Here is a 20,305-nt window from a genome sequence, read left to right on the forward strand (position 1 = left end):
AATACATTCCCTCAACCCGCCCCTACACATTCAATCAGGGCGGGTTTTGAACAAACGTTATCGTCAACAGCGCCAATACATTCCCTCAACCCGCCCCTACACATTCAATCAGGGCGGGTTTTGAACAAACGTTATCAACAACAGCGCCAATACATTCTCTAAACCCGCCCCTACACACGGACTGGACTAGAGTGCTACAGTTGAAGCATAGCACTACAGTATTGAATCAGGGTGTTCAGGCGATCGCGGATGATAGCCACCCTAGACTGAACCGTTGCAGAATGTCGCGCCGTCCGCAACATTAACATATCAGTTTCTAGCAGTCGGATATGTCTATGGATTTCGGTTTGCCTAGACTGCCATATTGATACTTGTTCCTGATGAACCTCATCGGGATTGAGCGTGATAATTCGCCCTTGAAAGAGCTGCTTCACCGCCTGGAAACGCTCCTGGATCTCGGTTTGGTCTAACTCTTGACTCTGGGTGCAGGCGTGCAGGTCATCTAGGACATGTTTAAAGTCCTGATAGGATTGCCGTTGGGAGGGGACTAACATTATCAGACAGGTTGGTCTAGAATAAATGTAAAGAATCTTGTATTTTTGTTTATAAATACAAGAATTTGCCACCAAGCTGAAGATCAGGGTTCAGTCTGAGAGTCAGTTGGCATTCTCATCGCCGAGTAACCAAGGTAGGGACTATCTGCCAAAACGGATTTCTCCGAAAACAGTTACGGTTTGCTGTCTTAGCGACCAGCGATTGACAACCATCCGCAAAAATTTCAGCGTGTTGGCTTCAACCCAGTCCTTTGGTTATTCAAGATTTTACTGGAAATCAAGTCCGTGACCGAAGTGACCTGTTGCTTCTGTATCCGGTAACAAGGGTGGATATCTGGTAGTTCATGTTACTATTTCTCATCTAGGTCTGATTACTATACAGATAATCTAGGGAATTTGACCCATTTCTGGAATTCACAAAAACCGATAACTATACCACTAAACAGAGATCTTACTGCCATTACCGTTGAACTATCCTTATTATTTATAGATCTGTCAGGGAAAGAATTATGAGTGCCACTGTCCTACCCACCACCTATAACCTAGACGTTCCCAACTGGTTGCAAGAGTGTTTATCAACAGCCTCTGACCCATCAACGCCGGATGACGCGGCGTTAGTGGTGCGGGCGTTTGAATTTGCTTATCAACTGCATTCGGAACAATATCGAGCCTCTGGAGAACCTTATATCGCCCATCCCGTAGCCGTTGCTGGCTTATTAAGAGACTTAGGCGGCAACAGTACCATGATGGCGGCTGGCTTACTCCATGATGTGGTCGAAGATACGGATGTCACGTTGGAGGAGATTGAATCAATTTTTGGTGCAGAGGTTCGCCATTTAGTCGAAGGCGTCACCAAACTCTCCAAATTTAACTTCTCGAGTAAAACTGAACGCCAAGCCGAAAACTTCCGCCGTATGTTCCTCGCCATGGCGAAGGATATCCGCGTGATTGTGGTCAAGTTAGCAGACCGTCTGCATAATATGCGGACATTAGAACATCTTAAGCCACAAAAACAGCGGGCGATCGCCCAGGAAACCCGCGAGATTTTTGCCCCCTTAGCCAATCGCTTGGGGATTGGGCGGCTTAAGTGGGAGTTAGAAGATTTATCCTTTAAGTACTTAGAACCGAATGCTTATCGCAAAGTACAGAAACTGGTTGCCGAACGGCGTCAAGACCGGGAGGAACGATTAACCCAGGTTTCGCAAATTCTGCGAGGGCGTCTCGATGAAATGGGCGTTCGATGTGTGGACTTGAATAGTCGTCCTAAGCATCTGTATGGAATTTATCAGAAGATGCAGCGTCGCAATAAGGAATTTCACGAAATTTATGATTTAGCGGCGATGCGGATCATCGTGGAGACCAACGAAGGGTGCTATCGGGCATTAGCTGTCGTCCATGATGCCTTTCGACCGATTCCCGGTCGGTTTAAAGATTACATCGGCTTACCTAAACCCAATCGTTACCAGTCTCTACATACAGGCGTGATTGGCTTCCATGGGCGTCCTATTGAAGTGCAGATTCGTACCCTGGAAATGCATCGGATTGCCGAATATGGGATTGCCGCACATTGGAAGTATAAAGAAACCGGGACGTCTGATCCAACTCGGATTGGCGCAGACGATGACAAGTTTACCTGGTTGCGACAGTTGCTGGAATGGCAGAATGACCTGAAAGACGCCCATGAGTATATCGAAAGTGTCAAAGATAATTTATTTGACGATGATGTCTACGCCTTTACCCCCGATGGAGATGTGGTATCCCTGAGTCGGGACGCAACGCCTGTAGACTTTGCCTATCGGATTCACACCGAGATTGGTAATCACTGTGCTGGGGTGAGAATTAATGGTCAGTGGCGAGTTCTGGATACACCGTTAAAAAATGGGGATATCGTGGAAATTATCACCCAGAAAAATAGTCACCCCAGTTTAGACTGGTTGAACTTCGTCGTCACGCCCAGTGCCAGAAACCGGATTCGCCAATGGTACAAGCGATCGCACCGCGATGAAAATGTGGCGCGAGGTCGAGAATTGCTGGAGAAGGAATTGGGTAAAAATGGATTTGAATCCTTACTCAAATCAGAACCCATGCAATCCGTCGCCGAACGCTGTAATTATCAAAATGCTGAGGATTTACTGGCGGCATTAGGGTATGGAGAAGTCACCCTGAATTTAGTGGTCAATCGGTTGCGCGATGCAGTAAAAGCCACACAACCCCTTGAAACCGAACCCGAAGAAATCGAAGATTTAGTTCCATCGTTACCGACGGCGAAGGAAACAAGTGACCAGTGGACGATTAAAGGTGAACCCATTGCAGGGGTTGAGGGATTGATGCATCGGATTGCTGGGTGTTGTAATCCGGTTCCCGGCGAACCTATTTTGGGTGTCGTCACCCGATTGCGGGGAATTTCGATTCATCGTCAAGGCTGTCCCAATGTGGAAAATATTGAGGGAGACCGATTAGTTCCGGTGAATTGGAATCCGACGGATCAAGAGAGTGGGCGTCCACAAACCTATCCGGTTAATATTCAAATTGAAGTGTTGGATCGGGTCGGGGTTTTAAAGGATATTCTTTCCCGCTTAAGTGATCATCATATCAATGTGCGGAAAGCTCAGGTGAAAACTCAAGACGGTAAACCTGCGTTGATTGATTTGTGCATCGATATTCGGGATTACGGGCAGTTGCAGCAAAGTTTTGCTCAAATTAAAAAGATGAGCGATATTTTGAATCTGCGGCGGATCAGCGATATTAATGAATGAACAGGTTCAAGTCGTGACGCGCCATTTTAGTCTGTAGGGGCGGGTTTCACTATTATCGTTTTTTACCTCAAAAGGGATGCAACTAAACCCGCCCTGACCGATGTGTAGGAGCGGGTTCCACTATTTCCGTTTCTGACTTCACAAGGGATGCGACGGTAATTAGGGGCTGCTGAATAAGTCTTGTGGTGAGGGGGAGCTGGGGAAGCTGGGGAAGCTGGGGGAGCTGGGGGAGCAAGGGTACATTTTACCTGAGCAAGGTGATGCCATACTTATGAAGGATGCTACCCCATTTTCTTGCACTTTATCCACTGTCAATATGGCTCAAAGCATTGCTTGATATGGGTTTCGGCTTTGTGCAGCAAGCCCTAATTATCATAGAATATAGAAGAGTAAAACGCTTAATGCCTAACAACAGAATTCAGCTAAAATTCCCCTTGACTCAGAATTAAGGAGGGATAGGTTAGGACAAAGTATTGAGATCAATGCCTAATTCTTGTAATTTAGCCATTAACATCTGATTGCGTTGCCGTTCTTGCTCTAGATTATTTGCCATTACATCAGCCCGTTGGCGTTCTTGTTCGGCTTGTTCTGAACTCCACAGCAATAAATTTCCCGACTCATCCCACCAGCGTAACCAGGGGATGGTTAAGCCTAATCGAGTGCCATAGCAAATGCCTAAAAATAGCTCCAATTCAGGAATCCAATAGCGTCCTTCCTCTGTGGGTTGTTGCACTACATATTGATTATCTTGTAATCGGCGGACTTCTAAGACTACGGCTAGGGACTCAAAGATCACATAGGTAGGAACTTTGAGAATTTTCTCATAGAAAAATAACTTCCCATAAGGGAAACTGGGTCGTATGGAGTATTCTCCCGCTTCAGTGTCTGACAAAAACTCCATCACCACCCCAACTGGATTGCCTTCGAGATTGGGTGTATAGCGGCGGCGAATTTCTCCTTCTGGAACGGGTAAAACCTGGGGTACATACAGCCAGTCTGGTGCCTTGACCACGATGTTCCCATTAACTGACCCCACAAGCCCGAAATTGGAGGCGATTAACATGTGTGAATTCAGGCGATTGGCAGCACCTAAAGCGTCTGTTAGGGCGGCGGCGAGAAACGGTTCTTGAATATTTCCCACAGACTCATCAGACATAGGATATGGTTCAGTTTGACTACAGCTTTCTTTTATCCTAACGACTCAGGGCACTCGCCGATTCAGTGAGTTGGCTCACGAACCGATATCCTGAATTGATAGGTTAGGACAACGTTTAGGACAACGTGTTCGGATCAATACCCAACTCTTGCAATTTTGCTATCAACGCCTGATTACGTTGCCGTTCTTGCTCTAGGTTATTGGTTACAGCGTCAGCACGTTGGCGTTCTTGTTCGGCGCGTTGGCGTTCTTGTTCGGCACGTTGGCGTTCTTGTTCAGCACGTTGGCGTTCTTGTTCAGCACGTTGGCGTTCTTGTTCAGCTTGTTCTGAACTCCACAATAACAGGTTTCCCGACTCATCCCACCAGCGTAACCAATTGCTGGTTAAGCCTAATCGAGTGCCATACCAGATGCCTAAAAATAGTTCTAATTCAGGAATCCAGTAGCGTCCTTCTGCTGTGGGTTGTTGCAATACATATCGATTATTTTGCAACCTATGAACTTCTAGGATTGGTTCTAGGGGATTAAAAATCACATAGGTCGGAACTTGGAGAATTTGCTCGTAGAAGTACAACTTACCATAGGGAAATGTTGGTCGTACTGAGTATTCTCCTGTTTCAGTTTCTGATAAAAACTCCATGACGATGCTAACTGGAGTCCCTTCCCGATTGGGGGTATAGCTGCGGCGAATTACGCCTTCTGCAACCGGGAATACCTGGGGTACATACAGCCAGTCTGGTGCTTTGACGACAATTTTCTGATCCACCGTCGTGACGAGACCAAAATTGGAGGCGATTAACATTTGCGAATTCAGGCGATTGGCTGCACCTAAAGCGTCTGTCAGGGCGGCGGCGAGGGGCGGTTGTAGAATGTTTTCCACGGGATCATCGGGCAAAATGAAATCGTCGGGAAGCTTTTCCCAGGTGACAAGGGGTTCTTGGCGTTTGGCGGAGGTTGGAGTTTGCAGAACCATCTGAGATTGTTTAACCTTGGCGGTTGCTATATCTTCTAGCGCTAAAGCGCCGACTACGAACGAACAAATGGTGCGATCGCACATTCATCAATAGTCCCGATAAATTAAATCTTACCGCTTGCCTGCCCGTTACAATCAACAATGAACCATGAACCATGACCATTCAACCATGTACCCATTTCGGCTTTGTGCGATCGCGTTGCTTCTTTGTATTACCTTATTCGGCACTTCTCTACCCGTTCAAGCCGCTAGCCAAGTTAGTCCCAAATTAGAAGAACAAGTGTTGCAAGTGATTCGCGAACACCCAGACGTGATTCTGGAATCCGTTCAGGGGTATCAGCAACGTGTCCAACAGCAACTCCAGCAAGCCCAGCAAGCGTTTGTTCAGGAACTTAAAACCAATCCTCAAGCCGTTATTGGAGAATCACCGACGACAGGGGCGTCTCAGTCCAAGATTGTCATGGTCGAGTTTTCTGATTTTCAATGTCCCTATTGTGGCAGGGCGCATAAAACGGTGCAACGGTTTATGGCAAAGCATCAGGATCAGGTGACGTTGACGTATAAACATTACCCTTTAGCCTCAATTCATCCCCAAGCTATCTCAGCCGCGAAAGCAGCGTGGGCGGCGTTTCAACAGGGGACGTTTTGGCAGTATCATGATGTGTTGTTTACTCAGCAAGAAAAACTGGGAGAGTCATTTTATATTGAGACAGCCAAAGGTTTAAATTTAAATGTAGACCAATTTAATCGCGATCGCAATAGCCAAGCAGCAGAAACAGCGATTATTCAGGATATTCAGCTAGCGGAGAGTTTGGGGATTACTGGAACTCCCTTTTTTGTGATGAATGGGGAGGTGTTTACTGGGGCGATAGAATTAGAGGAAATGGAGAAACGTTTCACTCGTGTCAAACAGTCGTTAAAGGAACAGGGAACAGGGAACAGGGAACAGCAATTGTAGAGACGTGCTTTTGAAGCGTCTGGGAGATAGGAAGGAACGGTAATGGCTGTAGGGGCGACCCGCTTGCATCAATTAACAACTGTGTCCACTCAATTGACTCGGGTCGCCCTTTACTCAATGACATAAGACGAATGACAAACTTAAGGTGTAACCTCTTGCAGTTGGTTTCCGGGATTCAGTTCTGATGTTTTTTCATCCGTTTCGGTAGAGATAAACGGTTCTGTAGAAAAAGGTTCAGACGATTCTTCTTGCTCCTCTGACTCCCTCTGCGCCAGTTGAATTGTTCTCTCGACTTCTTCCTTAAAATGCTGCTTTTGCGAATATTCAGCCATCTTAATTTGAGCCGTATCGTAGGTGGATGTACCTGGAGAAATTTGGGAAAGATAGTTCAACGCGCTCTTAAAGTCTCGTTTGGCGGCTTGGTTATAGGCTCGTTGTAAAAGATACTCAGCTTTAATGCGTTGTTTTTCTTCATATTCGGCTAACTTCGGTTGAATTTTAGCCGCCGTTGTTGTCTCTGGGGGAATTTGGTTGAGCAAGTTCAAAGCGCCAGTAAAATCTTTTTCTTGGGCTTTAGCGTAAACTTGATTCAGTAATTGTTGCGCTTCGGCTTCTAACTCAGGTGTGGCTTGTTCCACCAAGGATTCAACTTTACGCCGCCAAAAGCGGACACCATCCATCTTACGAGCTTCTGCCAACACATCTCGCCATCGTTTTTCCTTCAACGCTTGTTCAGCGGCTTGGTATTGAGCAGCGGCTGTGTACCATTCCCGTCGCCACCGTTGGAGGCTAGTCTTAGAATCCTGATACAAAGCACTCTCTTGGGGAATCGATTTAGCTAGTGCGATCGCCTTTTGAAAGTTTCCCGCATCATATTCTGCCCTCGCCCGTTCTAATCGGTCAAGATCCGGGTTCGATGGAACAGCATTCAACAGAGAATAAAGCCCAAACGAGATCACCACAGTATTACAGGCGGCGATGCTCACCCCCATACCCTTCAGTGCAGGGGGTAGCTGGAAAAACCAACGGAAATCGAATAGCGTCGCTTCGGCTTGAGGTTCTAATGCAACTCCATCCGATGACTTTTTGTAACTCACTATAGACTGCTGCTCCATAAAACCTATCCAAAATACTTATCTGGCGTGGCATTTCGGTGTTTACTTCCTGCTGCTGCGGGGACTTTTTGATAGCTTACCCTTGCTCAAGTCACCCTCATTTTCCATATTTCTATAGATGAACAATTTTTCCGGAATCCCATCGGGTAGAGTTTCAGGAGACAGTAGGGGTGCAGCTAACTTTTCACATACTGCCAATTCCTCTGCGCCCCTCTGCGCTACCCTCTGCGCCCCTCTGCGTTGAAAAAATATAATTCCGAGTATTACACTCAGTCGGGGCGGGTTTAGTTACATCTGGGTTAGCCAAGAAACGATAGTAGTGAAACCCGCCCCTACAAACCAGGTTCCCTCAAAAATATTCCTCTACCAAGGACTACCAATCATCGTAAACGCCGCCCAGTAATAAGGATGAGAAAAATCTTGATTACCTCTGCCTTTTAGTTCCGGGGGTAAAGGAATTCCCCCCATACCAATACCGTGTAATTGACCATTCTCCAGACGCACCTGTCCCCGTAACATAGCAATTTGGGCGCGTTGCAATGCTTCTGCTTTAATCGTCACTTCCGGTTGACTCAATTGCCAATAAAACTCACTCATCAGCGCCAATGTACTGCCATCACTGACATACCAAAGACTGGCTAAGGCAGATTTCACTCCCGCATTCACCGCTAATCCAGCAAACCCTAACTCCGCATTCACATCGCCAATAGCGGTGCGACAAGCACTTAAGACTAATAACTCAACTTGAGGCGGCTGATTCCAACCGATTTGCCTTAGCTGATTTAACCGGAGTTTTTCATCCCAGAGTTGAATATAGGAATGACTGGGGTCATTTTGTCGGAAGTCGGCGTGAGTGGCGAGGTGGATAATGCCAAATTGCTGACGCTGTTGTTTCAGGTTGTTTAGGGTAAAGTCTTCATTTAAAAAAGATCGACCTGACCATAATTCTTTAGTAATAATCTGCAATTCATTCGGTACAGCGGGAAGCGGGGATAAATCTTTAAATTTAGATGCTCCCATGGCTAAAACTTGGGCATTTTTGATTGTCTTATAGCGGTGATTGATGAGACTCATGCTGGGGATAGAACCAATTGAATATTTTTCGACAAGAAATTGGTTGCCATCGTGAAGTGCTGCCATGGGAATTGTCCGCAAACCTGCACCCATAGAAAAGATCAGCGTATCAATTCCCTGTTCTTCTAGCTCAGATTCTAGAGGGGCAATCATCCAATTATACAGTTGTTGCGCGGGGGCGAGGTAGGCTTTGGGGCGATAGGAATCGGTGACGGTTTGGCGAAATTCTGTCAAGGTTTGCTGTAATTCTTTAGCATTGGCGGTTGGGATTCTCTTGCGAATGGGATAACCTTGAGGAAGAACTAACAGCAGTTCTAGATGGTTGGTCAGAGAACGTACATAAACAACGCCGGAACTCTTTCCCGTTTGATCTTTTAGAGTGGTTAGGGTGTCTCGCAAGCCTTCGGCTGTGATGATTTCACGGCTTAGATCTTGCTGGAAATACTTTTCAAATTGCTCCTCAAACAGTTTGTCAGTCTGACCCACTGATAATGAAGTCTCAAGATTGAGCGAGAGAGTTCCTGGAGTGTAAAAGCGCTGCAAAATCCTTTTTTCTCCAGTTTCGGGATCTTCCTCAATTTCGATTTCGGCTTCTAAACCCTGCCCAATTAGATTGTTTAAAGACTCAATAATATCTACATCTGTCTCTAGGTCGGGTTTGGCTTCTCGAATGAGTGATTCATCGGGAATGAAAGGGACAGGGGATGATAAAATTTGTATCTGTTCTTCATCTTGGCTATGGCTGAAGAAATAGACTTGATTGGGTACAATTGTTTGGTCTGGTGCAGCATCACCTCGAGTCATTGCGCCTCGGATACCGTTGGTTTGGGAATTACCAACAATAAATGGCATGATTCCCCCATGACGGATAATAATGCTGCCACCGTCTGTTCCTCCAGCCGTGGAAATACTGGCATTGATACCATTCTGGTCGATGAAAGAGTCAGTCGCCCGGAAGAAATGGTTGGTTGTAATTTCAACGTTTCCGCCTATACCATTGAGACTCTGAGTATTAATGTGGCTAACAGTAATCCTGTCATTAGCCGTCAGCTTACTATTACCACCATTACCAGAAGCAGAGGTATCCAGAATACCTGTGGAGATTTGTCCGTTGTGGCTGAACAAATTAATCCCGCTAGGGGCAGTAATATCATCGGTTTTGATCGTATTCTCGGCTGTGATATCTATCCCGGCTGGATTATTTGTGGTAATATCACCTTGAACCCATAAACGTTGCAACGGTTGCAAGCTGCCAACCTGATCATTAAACTGAACAATACCACCACCGGGATTAAGGGTGAGATCGTAGGTTCCGTCAACCGTGCTATTAAAAATAATCATACCGGAGTTGGGGATACTCACAGAGAAATCTCCTGGTAAAATTAGGGGACGATTGAACGTAATCTGGTTACCTGCATTAAGCGTAATTGGTGCTGGAGTTCCAGACGCAGAACCCGAGTCTAAATCTCCAGTCGTGATAGTGTTACGGGCATTGAGTTCGATCGCGCCTCCTTTGCCTATACTTGATCGTGTGTAAATTGTCCCCGCATCAGTATTGATATTTCCCGAAAGACTCGTCAGCGTCACCGCTGCACCCGGATTGTTAATCGTACCTGTGATAATATCTTGGTTCGCTAGTAGCGTAATCTCACCGTTTCCGGTTAGAGTAAAGCCTGTGGTAGTAATCGAACCATCACCCATGGGCGATCGCAATGTCACTGAGTCATTAAACGTCACATCATCAGCCAGGGTAATCGCGCCACTGCTGTCATTGCGCCCGATGGTGATAGACTCGAAACCATTTTCCCAGGCGTTGATATCCCGGGCTGACAGGTCGAGCTGTTCTGTGTTAATATCGGTCGTACCGTTAAGTGCGATCGCGTGACTAGGACTAAACGGTTGTAAGGTCAAAGTCCCATTCCCCGCTACAGTCCCCAAAAAATTAATTTCGTCACCCGTTAATTGAATATCGCCAACAAGAGTAACGTCATCACGGTAGGTTTGACCCAACTCTCCATTCGTTATCACATTTCTACGGATTTGAGTCATACCCCCGGTATTAGTGGTTAGACTCTCAACGGTTACAGAACCCTTGAATTGGGTGATACCTGTACTATTGATGGTTAAGTTTCCCAGGTTAACCGTATTCCCGACACTATCCTCAAACGTAATCGCACCCGTACCCGAATTTAGGGTCAGGTTTTGGCGATCAGGTGTGACACCATTGAGCGTATTGGTGAATATCATATCACCCCCAACCGTCATCCCTGTGGTGGTGAAGCTTGTATTCGGTTGAGTTAGAGTAACAGTACCATTTAAGCTGATATTACCACCACGTCCAGCAGCCGCCGAGGTATTAATAGAACCGGGATTAATCGTGTTCGCCGTGAGAGTAACATTCCCCCCATCCCCGGTTGCGGCGCTACTGTTGAGGATACCGCGATGAGTGTCGATAATCCCGTTATTGCTGGTGAGGCTAATCTCCCCACCTGGATTAATAATATCGCCCGTTATAATATCTTGATTCGCGTCTAGCTGAATCGTAGCGTCATCGATTCCGGTTAAGGTATAACCTGTCGTCGTAATCGAACCTGAGTTGGTTTGCGATCGCAAAACTACTGGGTCATTAAAGGTAACATTACTAGCTAGGGTAATTGCGCCACTACGATTCGCGCCACCAATAATAATTTGTGAAAATCCATTTTGGAAGCTAGCCAGTGTATCGGTATCCAGGTTTAATGTACCAACAGCAGTATCGCCAATCGTAATTCCTAAATTTGGAGTTAAGGGTTGTACCTGTAATTGTCCTTTACCCACCAGATTAAACGTATTATCAACATCCAACGAATCCGTCGTTAGCGTCAAGTTTCCCGTTTGCGTTTCTTGTCCCAACTCTCCATTTTCAGCTAACTGAATCCCATAAGAATCCGTTCCCATACCCCTAACACCAATTACATCTACTGTTCCGCTATTCGTTTGCACCTGGGAGGATTTCCATATCCGCACCCCTTGATTATCACTTGTACCCATCCCACCAGTACCATTTAATCGGATAGTTCCATTTCCAGTCGCTTCCACAATGGAATCCAAAGCAATTTCCACACCATCACTTTGAGTGGTTGAACCTTGTCCGACTCCTGTCAGATTAATATCGCCATCGGCTGAACGAATTATGATATTACCCTCACCCAGAACAATACCATCATTGGCTTGAGTTCCCGCGCTACTTCCCGTACCATTAAAGGTTATAGTACCACTCCCTGTGGTTTCGACAATAGGACCCATACCTCCCGAAAAGTTATCAACTCGAATGCCACTATTTTCATCGCCTGTTCCTTGTCCGATTCCAGTTAAACTAATAGTGCCATCCACTGAACTGATTATACTAGCTGGATTAGTTGGATTAACGGGTTCCCAAATAAAAATTCCATGATTTTCATCGACTCCTATCCCACCTGTCCCCATCAGCTTGATGTTACCCGTAGTGGTTTGAATTATCGTTCCGTTCCTGATCTCTATACCTTGGGCTAACTGTGAATTATCGACGCCCTTACCTATAATCGAAATATCACCTATCCCAGAATTGAGTACAGCATTGTCGAGAAGAATTCCAGAAGAATTAGACACTGTACCTACCGCCGGATTCATCAACGGATTATCGCCACCCCCCAGAATAATATCACCGCCATTGGAATTGATAGCTGAACCAGGGTTAAGGAGAATTGACCCTGCACCACTCCCATCTCGGTCAGCATTCAGAGTAACATCTAACTTCCCGATATTATTAGCTGTTATATCTGCACCAGAATCCAAAATAATACTGTTATTCGCTTGTAAGGTTAAAGCAGTATCAGCCGTTCCCGAATAGCTAATATCCGCATTAACATTAATATCGTTATCAGCGAAAAGTGTTAGCGACGAGTTACTACTCCAGGTAATCGGATTATCTACAGTAATTGTTCCCGCACCTGACAAACCCGAAACTGTCGAAACGGTGACATTACCCAAAGTCAATTGATTTTCTAGAGTCGTAGTATTAAGAATAGAGGGAGTCGTCATCGTGTCGGAAAATATACCTCCCGCAAACGTCATACTTCCGGTATCCGCTGCGGTACTAATCGTAATATTTGTTGGGTCTAATAATAGCGTTCCTACATTACCCGCAGGCGCTAACAAATCGACAACGCCTTGAAAATCTAAACCCTGTTTTCCCGAAACTTCAACAAATCCGCCATCGCCGCCATTCAATCCGCCACGGGCGCTAATACTACCTAAAAAACGGGTGATTTCATCTGACCAAAGAATCACGTTTCCGCCATTCCCTTGATTCAGTGCATCCGCATTAATTACTGAATTGTGACTCACAAACGTCTGTAAAGCATTAGGAATTGTACCGTTCCCCTGATACTCTCCACCAATCCTGACTGTACCTCCAACATTCGCACCAGAAGCATTAATCGTCGCGTCAATAAGTGCCACGTTATCGCCCAAAACATTAACCTCACCACCAATCTGGGATGAAGCTGAAAAGTCTGGCGTTGATACATCCAAATTACCGGAAATAATAGCTGTTCCGGCTTCAGTGGGTAGGGTTGTATCAGATTCAGTTAACTGCACCTCATTAGTTTGAGAAACAGTTAATCCCGTATCTACTGTTTCCCCTGTACCCGTTAATAATACTGGCAAATCTAGAGGATTTAGCTGTAGCGGTTCATCAGTATTACTTGGACGGGGAGAAATCTCCAAACTCAACAAGTTTCCCGGTTGACTAATGCGAACTAAATTTTCACCCGGTACAGCCGCAATCGTAATCATTCCTCCGGGTGCGGTGAGTTGACCTGTGTTAATCACAGTACCCCCCAACATTGTTAAATTCTGCCCCTCGGCTACCGCTAAATTACCAGCATTCACAATACTCCCCGGCTGGGAAACATCAAAGGCAAATTGATGGGGAACACCCACCAAACTTTGGTAGTCATTGTTACCCAAAGCATTGAACCAATTATTATTGCCAAACCCAATACTCGTAGCCGTGGTTGCAGTAAAGTCAGCCGGAACATTTAACCAGGCGTCTGCACCAAAAACAATTCCAGCTGGGTTGAGTAAAAATAAGTTAGCATTACTTCCAGTCACTTGGATAAGACCATTAATAATTGACGGATCACCCCCAATTACCCCCCCTAAAATATTACGAGTCTGGGGATTCGCCAGAAAATTAGCAATTTGATCAGAATCGAGTCCAAACTGCTGGAAACTATGAAACAGATTTGCCCCATCTGCGGAAACGCTACCCCCCTGGATATCAAAGCGGTTACCATCAGGTGTAACCTGGGTTCCTGTTCCATCAGCCGCTGGTATAATCGGTTGAGAGACTAGCGGCGTTGGTGTAAACGCGGCGACTAAGCCTAAGGGGATAAGCAGTCGATATATGATTTTCATGGCGATTGTTCCCTATGCAGTGGTTAAATCCCTACCATCTCAACCGGTTGCTTTACGAGAATTAAAGGTATTTTTTTTATAACACAATGAAGAGGAGAAGACTTGAGGATTAATCAGTTTTTTTGAGAATTATCAAAATTAGCAACATCTCTTAATCTATGTTGAGCCTTACAGCCGCTGATTTTTATCCAATAGCTTAATTCTGTTGATTTAATTACTATACTGTTACAAATATTGATTAAAAAATGAAACCTTTAGAAAATTAAATCGGATAAAATAAGCCGACACATCACCAAAGCGGCGAGAAGCTGACCTCGATCAAAGGTGGTAGGGATAGCCGCCCCACCCTTGGTTCATGGTTGATCACCTGTCGTTGATGGCAATGAACCATTGTTGCCTAATCTCAACCATTAACTTTAATTTTGCCCGACTACGTATGGTATTATTAGTGAGCGAAACTCTATAACTCGGTAACAGATCACCCCTATCTCAATCATGGTTGCAGTCGCGATTTTAGCCGCAGGACGCGGGACACGAATGAAATCCAAGTTGCCCAAGGTATGCCACAATTTGGGTTCCTTGTCAATGGTGGAACGAGTTCTCAAAAGTTGTCTTGGTGTCGATCCGTTGCGGTGTCTGGTGATTGTCGGTTATCAAGCAGAACTTGTTAAACAGTCTCTCGCCCAGTTCCAGGATATCGAATTTGTGGAACAAACCGAACAATTGGGAACCGGTCATGCAGTACAACAACTCCTCCCCCACTTAGAAGGATTTACGGGGGATTTGTTGGTCTTGAATGGTGATGTTCCCCTGTTGCGCCCCCAAACCCTGCAACAATTATTAGATACCCATAAAACCCATCAAAATGCTGCGACGATATTAACCGCGCAACTCCCCAATCCGCAAGGATATGGGCGAGTTTTTTGTGATGGACAAAATCTGGTTACTCAGATTGTAGAAGATCGAGACTGCACCACCGCCCAAAAGCAGAACCGTCGAATTAATGCGGGAGTCTATTGTTTCAATTGGCAGAAGTTGGCAGAAATATTGCCGAATCTACAGTCAAATAATGACCAAAAGGAATATTATTTAACCGATACGATTCATCAGCTAAAACCAGTGATGGCGGTTGATGTAGAGGATTATCAGGAAATCTTGGGAATCAACAACCGCAACCAGTTAGCCGAAGCCTACCAGATTTTACAGGATCGGGTGAAGGAAGCCTGGATGATGGCGGGGGTGACGTTAATTAATCCCGATAGTATTACCATTGATGACAGCGTAGAATTGCAACCGGATGTCATTATTGAACCCCAAACCCATCTGCGGGGGAAAACCGTGATTGGTTCCGGGAGTCGGATTGGACCGGGAAGTATGATAGAAAATAGTCAGTTAGGGAAGAATGTCACCGCGCTGTATGCGGTGGTGAGTGATTCAGTGGTGCAAGACAATAGCCGTATCGGACCTTATACTCATCTTAGAGGGCATGTCAGCATCGGGGAATCTTGTCGGGTGGGGAATTTTGTGGAACTGAAAAATGCCCAAATTGGCGATCGCACAAATATCGCCCACCTGTCTTATCTGGGGGATGCGACGTTAGGGGATCAGGTGAATATTGGCGCAGGAACGATTACCGCCAATTACGATGGGATACAAAAGCATCGCACTCAAATCGGCGATCGCACAAAGACGGGTTCCAATAGTGTGCTTGTTGCACCTATAACCTTGGGCGAAGATGTCACAGTAGCAGCGGGTTCCGTGATCACCGAAAGTACACCTGATGATTGTCTGGTGATTGCGCGATCGCGTCAAGTTGTCAAACCCGGTTGGCGTCTCAATTTTCCCACCCCGTAGGGGCTTGGTTCCCAAGCCCTCTTGGTTCCCAAGCCCTCTTGGTTCCCTTCCGGGGTAGTCTAGGAACACATAAGAATTTCAGCCATTACCTGACCCCCCCAGAAACCTTACGCACAAGCGCCCCAAAATCACTCATTTTCCTGTAACCAACTTGATAACTCTTCTAAATTGTTGAAATCAAAAACATCATTTCCGAGACGTTCCAACTGGTCAACCGATAAGTTTTGAATTCCCTGACTTATTTCTGACGGAATTGACCCCAACTGTCGCTCCAGAAAACGGAATATCCATCGGATTCCTTGCTCTAATCCTTCTTGCAGTCCCTCCTGCTTTGCCTTAAGAATCGATCCTCGTTGGTCTTCCAGGAACATTTCTTGCTTACGCAATTTTTCCACTTCCTCTACACTCAAATTAGCTTGATTGGCGATATTCATCGCTTTATCGAGTTCCGGAAATTGGCTAAATGTGGGGGGAATTACCTCTAAGCTGGGAGCCTCTTTAATAAAATAAATCCATTTATCTGTTAAACTCTCTAGCTGATCTAGCGTTTTCGTGAATTTAGGTAATTCTACAAAAATTAACTCGATTTCTGGATCAGGATAATCAAACAATTCCTGGTTTTCCTTTAAGCTAAACCGGGTTAGATACCGTTGTGTCTGATCAAACATGAGAAAGTCGGTAATTGTCAAGGCAATGACCGGTTTCAGGTAGGAATATCCTTCGCCATATTTTAGCTGATTTCCGTAAGTTTTGGTCAGGTTATAAATAACCCGCTTCTCGAAGAAGGCTAGGTTGAGGACTTGCATTTCAATTAGCACGGTTGAGCCATTATCCAGTAAGGCTTTAACATCCAGATAGCTGTCTTTGAGATCCACCACTTCCCTAGGATTATACGGATCAATTATTTCTAAATCTTGAATCACGGGGTTGGCTTCATAAATTAAGGCATTTAAAAAGCTAATCAGGATATCTTTGCTGTCTGTTGAGCCAAATATTTTTTTAAAGGCAAAGTCAGTTTTTGGGCTAATAAATTTTAGAGTCATAGTTTTTTAGTGATTTAATCGTAAAACTAATTCTATTTTGATTATACTTAGTTTTTAAACTGAGCATAAATTAGCCGTTACAATCGCTTACACTAAAAACGTCCTGACTTTTCCAGGTTGGGAGACTTCCAACAACCAGTAGTGTTTTCTCCCCTGATAAGGGGAGGGTTAGGGAGGAGTTAGGGGATGAGGGTGAAACCCTTGCCAGTTAGCGCAGCGTAACGCACCAATGGCTCACTTTTTTATTGGTGGGTTACGGCGGATATCCAATTTTGCGGTAACTTTTTCAATTGAATCACCGCCTAACCCACCCTACGGGTATGACGATGCTATCTGTAATAATATCATTTTTCCATCATAAATTAACCAAAATCGGACGGGTTAAATTCAACCAATTTCAGCCGGGTGAGTGTCACTTCTGCTTCTGTTCCAATGGCAACAGCAACCGGATCAAATAGTCATGGACTTTGGTTTGGTAAAATTGCAGATCGCCTCCCCAACTCCGCAAAATTTGTTGGCAAATTTTCATGTTTAAGCTATGCAGCGATTTTCTCGGTGAAGCGGTGAGAATCTGCTGACACTCCTCCAAAGAATTGCTTTGAGAAATCAGTAACTCGAGTAACGGATAAGGTGAACTTGAGCGCATCCTAGGCTTAGTATCCGAACGCAAGGGACAGCACCACAAATGAATCCAACGTCCAGCACGGGACTGTAAACCAATCGTGAGCAATAACTCTAACACAATGCATTCTAGCTTCAGGTAATCCCCATAAATGGTAAACTGACTGACATTGTGCATATTCAGAACCAGTTGACGCTGATTATAAAAGGGTTCCACCTGTCGCAGCGATCGCTTCAACAACGTTGCCAACTTGATCGGGCGTAGCGTCGTCCTGAGTTGCCACTGTTCTTGCTTGAGGATCGGAGTCACACCCGCTAGAACGGCTTCTAACTTGTGCAGCAGTTGCTGACGACGCATCTTTTGTAACGCCGAATTAGTAATCTGCTGTGTGGCTTCCGCCGGAGAATATGTCTGAGTGTCCAATGAGAGTAAGGCATTATTCATCTCCTGCACAGACTGATACAATTTCTCCAAGCATCGGTGTTTGTACCAGTTGAGAGCTTGCAAGTTTTCCCGCTCTTGGGTTTGTTGCATTAGGCGATACCGATAGTCACGCAAGTCAGTAAACTGTTGAGTTAAGATTTCCAGTACCGATAACAAACCTTCAGACCAAGTTCGTTCCTGGTGATCCGCAATCAAGATCAGTCCCGTGGCTGAGGTGGTATCCTGATGTAAGGCAATCACCAAAATTTGACCAATATCGGGACTTTTAAACCATTGACGAATCGAGTCTGGCAGATCCTTGACTAAAAAGCAGCAGAAATGCGGGGTAGCTAGAGCCTCGTGAATCACGGGATTAGTCGCCACCGAAATGGTTAAATCGGGAGGAAGAGCCAAACGCGAATCCGTAACCGCCACCGTGGATACCGTCGCCCAAGCAATTTGGGGAGTCCAAGTAAGCAGCGCCACCAGCGGAGATTCCAGCAATTTTGCCACATAATTAATCCAAGCCCGTTCAAAGCGTACCGGATCTTTGGGCGCTGAGTTGAGCATAGATAATCCCGACTGCAGGGTTTGGTGCGCCAAAAATGAACGTTTGGCATTATCTAACTCACCCGATAGCGTTAGCCGCAGATGGATGAGTTGAGCCACAGTTTTCACAAAATCCCGTTCATTCGAGTTCCACGTTCGAGGACTCTCATGACCAATCAAGAACAGGAAACTCGGTTGTTTCGGGGAATGTTCTGGATAGGATAAAGACTGAATGAGGAGCGATCGCAGATTCAGTTGCGTGAACGTCTCCCGCCAGGAAAGGAGTAACCCATCCGCCTCAATATCTTCAATCACCTCCATTTTTTTTCGTCCCCTCAACCACTGCTGATCCTGATCATCCAGGGGGGGTAAGGGTGAGGGACAAGGACGGCGATTCGACGGTTGTCGGCTAAACACAACAGTGAATTGACCCGACTGATCCGGTTGCAGGATTACCAATCGATCCGTATTCAGATGGTGACAAATCAGCTTCCCCGACTCATTCAGAGCGGCTTCAGGCGTGGGACTACAGGCGATCACTTGAGCGATCGTTGCCACCATCTGGCTATCCTTGATTCTTACCTGAACTTGGGTGTCTAATTCCTCCCCACTCACCACCAGCGCCACTAATTGAGCAGCAGCTAGCATATAGTTCCGTTCTGCCCGTTCCCAAATTCGCGGATCGTCTTCTTCCACCGACAGAAAACCCAACAATTCCCCTTGAATTTGAATCGGGGCTGCCATCAACGAGCGAGTTCGTAGTCCATTTAGGATGTGTTTTGTGGTTTCTGTCTTAAGTTGGCTTCTACTGCTGCCAATGGTGACTAACTGACCCGCCTTTAACGCCTGATAAAAGTCACTGGCTTCAGCAACAGTAAGACCTGCTTTGGAGTTGCGTAATCCGACAACACTACGGAGAGATTGACGATTACCCACCCGATGCCAGAAATAGCGTTGCTGCGGATGATACCAATAAATATTAGTGCGCGTCGGCGTAATAAACTCTTGAGTCATCGCCACCAATTTATCCAAACGCTGAACCAGCTTGGGCAATTTGAGCAGCTCATCGAGGGCTTGAAACAGGGGTTCAGCAGGGCGTTTCATTGCCGATTGTTGCCAATTGACCTCTATTTCATGTAACGCCGCCGCTAATCCACCCAACACCATGGATAAATGGGCGGTGTCCCTGGGTGTGGCAGAGATACCCCATTCATGTGAACCCAACAAGGTGACACCAAAACATTGATCCTTGGCGCGTAAGGGAAACAGCAATGTTCCCTGAATCCCTAAATTCGTAGCAATTCGTCGCCATTCTCCCGCCCGGATTTCTTGCTGAATATCGGGAACGGTGATTGGGCGCTGTTGAATCACGATTTGTTCTAAAAGATCACCGGGTTGCAGGTTGTATCGTTGCTTCAAAAAATCGGTCTCACCCGTGGGAGCAATACCCCCTTTACCAAATAAGCGATGATCCAAGCGATCATAAAGCCCAATCCAGATCAGGTGGTAATCAAACTCGGTTTGCAGGTAATTTAGAGTAGTTTCGATCAACACCTCAGCATTTTCCTCTTCCCGCAATGTCTCCAGCACTCGTCCTAGGGCAAGGAATGGATGATCGGTTTGGGATGGTAGATTTTGCTGACCCATAATTAATTATCAGGGAACAGGGAACGGGGGAGCTGGGGGAGCTGGGGGAGCTGGGGGAGCTGGGGGAGCTGGGGGAGCTGGGGGAGCTGGGGGAGCTGGGGGAGCTGGGGGAGCTGGGGGAGCTGGGGGAGATCGGAAGAGC

Annotated in this window: 10 protein-coding genes; 3 read left to right on the forward strand and 7 right to left on the reverse strand. The window is 46.0% G+C overall.

The window, feature by feature from the left end; translation table 11 throughout:
- Nucleotides 1-194: 194 nt before the first annotated feature.
- Nucleotides 195-554, reverse strand: a complete 360-nt coding sequence (gene patD / locus RIB93_RS08375; RefSeq protein ID WP_446372137.1) for a heterocyst frequency control protein PatD — start codon at nucleotides 552-554, stop codon at nucleotides 195-197.
- A 509-nt stretch (nucleotides 555-1,063) separates the two neighbouring features.
- On the opposite strand from patD, the gene RIB93_RS08380 reads away from it, so the two are divergent.
- Nucleotides 1,064-3,310, forward strand: coding sequence for a RelA/SpoT family protein (locus RIB93_RS08380; protein ID WP_446372139.1), 2,247 nt, complete (start codon nucleotides 1,064-1,066; stop codon nucleotides 3,308-3,310).
- A 460-nt stretch (nucleotides 3,311-3,770) separates the two neighbouring features.
- On the opposite strand, the gene RIB93_RS08385 is transcribed toward RIB93_RS08380, so the two are convergent.
- Nucleotides 3,771-4,466, reverse strand: coding sequence for a Uma2 family endonuclease (locus tag RIB93_RS08385; RefSeq protein ID WP_446372141.1), 696 nt, complete (start codon nucleotides 4,464-4,466; stop codon nucleotides 3,771-3,773).
- A gap of 115 nt (nucleotides 4,467-4,581) precedes the next feature.
- A complete protein-coding gene (locus RIB93_RS08390) occupies nucleotides 4,582-5,439 on the reverse strand; it encodes a Uma2 family endonuclease (protein ID WP_446372155.1) in 858 nt (285 codons plus the stop codon).
- 148 nt (nucleotides 5,440-5,587) lie between these two features.
- Here RIB93_RS08390 and RIB93_RS08395 point away from each other — a divergent pair, with 148 nt between their 5' ends.
- Entirely contained in the window at nucleotides 5,588-6,397 is an 810-nt protein-coding gene (locus tag RIB93_RS08395) for a DsbA family protein (protein ID WP_446372143.1), read from the forward strand.
- A gap of 140 nt (nucleotides 6,398-6,537) precedes the next feature.
- Here the strand turns inward: RIB93_RS08395 and RIB93_RS08400 are convergent, their stop codons facing one another.
- Nucleotides 6,538-7,512 (reverse strand): hypothetical protein, encoded by a 975-nt coding sequence (locus tag RIB93_RS08400; protein WP_446372145.1) that lies wholly within the window; start codon nucleotides 7,510-7,512, stop codon nucleotides 6,538-6,540.
- 363 nt (nucleotides 7,513-7,875) lie between these two features.
- Nucleotides 7,876-14,025, reverse strand: a complete 6,150-nt coding sequence (locus RIB93_RS08405) for a CHAT domain-containing protein (protein WP_446372147.1) — start codon at nucleotides 14,023-14,025, stop codon at nucleotides 7,876-7,878.
- 495 nt (nucleotides 14,026-14,520) lie between these two features.
- Between RIB93_RS08405 and glmU the strand changes: the two genes are divergently transcribed.
- A complete protein-coding gene (gene glmU / locus RIB93_RS08410; protein WP_446372149.1) occupies nucleotides 14,521-15,879 on the forward strand; it encodes a bifunctional UDP-N-acetylglucosamine diphosphorylase/glucosamine-1-phosphate N-acetyltransferase GlmU in 1,359 nt (452 codons plus the stop codon).
- A 128-nt stretch (nucleotides 15,880-16,007) separates the two neighbouring features.
- On the opposite strand, the gene RIB93_RS08415 is transcribed toward glmU, so the two are convergent.
- Entirely contained in the window at nucleotides 16,008-16,922 is a 915-nt protein-coding gene (locus RIB93_RS08415) for an Rpn family recombination-promoting nuclease/putative transposase (RefSeq protein ID WP_446372151.1), read from the reverse strand.
- Between the two features lie 412 nt (nucleotides 16,923-17,334).
- Complete coding sequence (locus RIB93_RS08420) at nucleotides 17,335-20,163, reverse strand: GAF domain-containing protein (protein ID WP_446372153.1); 2,829 nt, start codon at nucleotides 20,161-20,163, stop codon at nucleotides 17,335-17,337.
- Between the last annotated feature and the right edge of the window lie 142 nt (nucleotides 20,164-20,305).

The organism is Coleofasciculus sp. D1-CHI-01, assembly GCF_040218875.1.
In the GTDB taxonomy this organism is placed as follows: Bacteria; Cyanobacteriota; Cyanobacteriia; order Cyanobacteriales; family Coleofasciculaceae; genus Coleofasciculus.

Excerpts from the sequence above, each read along its gene's own strand:
- RIB93_RS08405 (WP_446372147.1), bottom strand. The coding sequence starts at position 14,025 with ATGAAAATCATATATCGACTGCTTATCCCCTTAGGCTTAGTCGCCGCG.
- RIB93_RS08400 (WP_446372145.1), bottom strand. The coding sequence starts at position 7,512 with ATGGAGCAGCAGTCTATAGTGAGTTACAAAAAGTCATCGGATGGAGTT.
- RIB93_RS08395 (WP_446372143.1), top strand. The coding sequence starts at position 5,588 with ATGAACCATGACCATTCAACCATGTACCCATTTCGGCTTTGTGCGATC.
- RIB93_RS08380 (WP_446372139.1), top strand. The coding sequence starts at position 1,064 with ATGAGTGCCACTGTCCTACCCACCACCTATAACCTAGACGTTCCCAAC.
- RIB93_RS08390 (WP_446372155.1), bottom strand. The coding sequence starts at position 5,439 with ATGGTTCTGCAAACTCCAACCTCCGCCAAACGCCAAGAACCCCTTGTC.
- RIB93_RS08415 (WP_446372151.1), bottom strand. The coding sequence starts at position 16,922 with ATGACTCTAAAATTTATTAGCCCAAAAACTGACTTTGCCTTTAAAAAA.
- glmU (WP_446372149.1), top strand. The coding sequence starts at position 14,521 with ATGGTTGCAGTCGCGATTTTAGCCGCAGGACGCGGGACACGAATGAAA.
- RIB93_RS08385 (WP_446372141.1), bottom strand. The coding sequence starts at position 4,466 with ATGTCTGATGAGTCTGTGGGAAATATTCAAGAACCGTTTCTCGCCGCC.
- patD (WP_446372137.1), bottom strand. The coding sequence starts at position 554 with ATGTTAGTCCCCTCCCAACGGCAATCCTATCAGGACTTTAAACATGTC.
- RIB93_RS08420 (WP_446372153.1), bottom strand. The coding sequence starts at position 20,163 with ATGGGTCAGCAAAATCTACCATCCCAAACCGATCATCCATTCCTTGCC.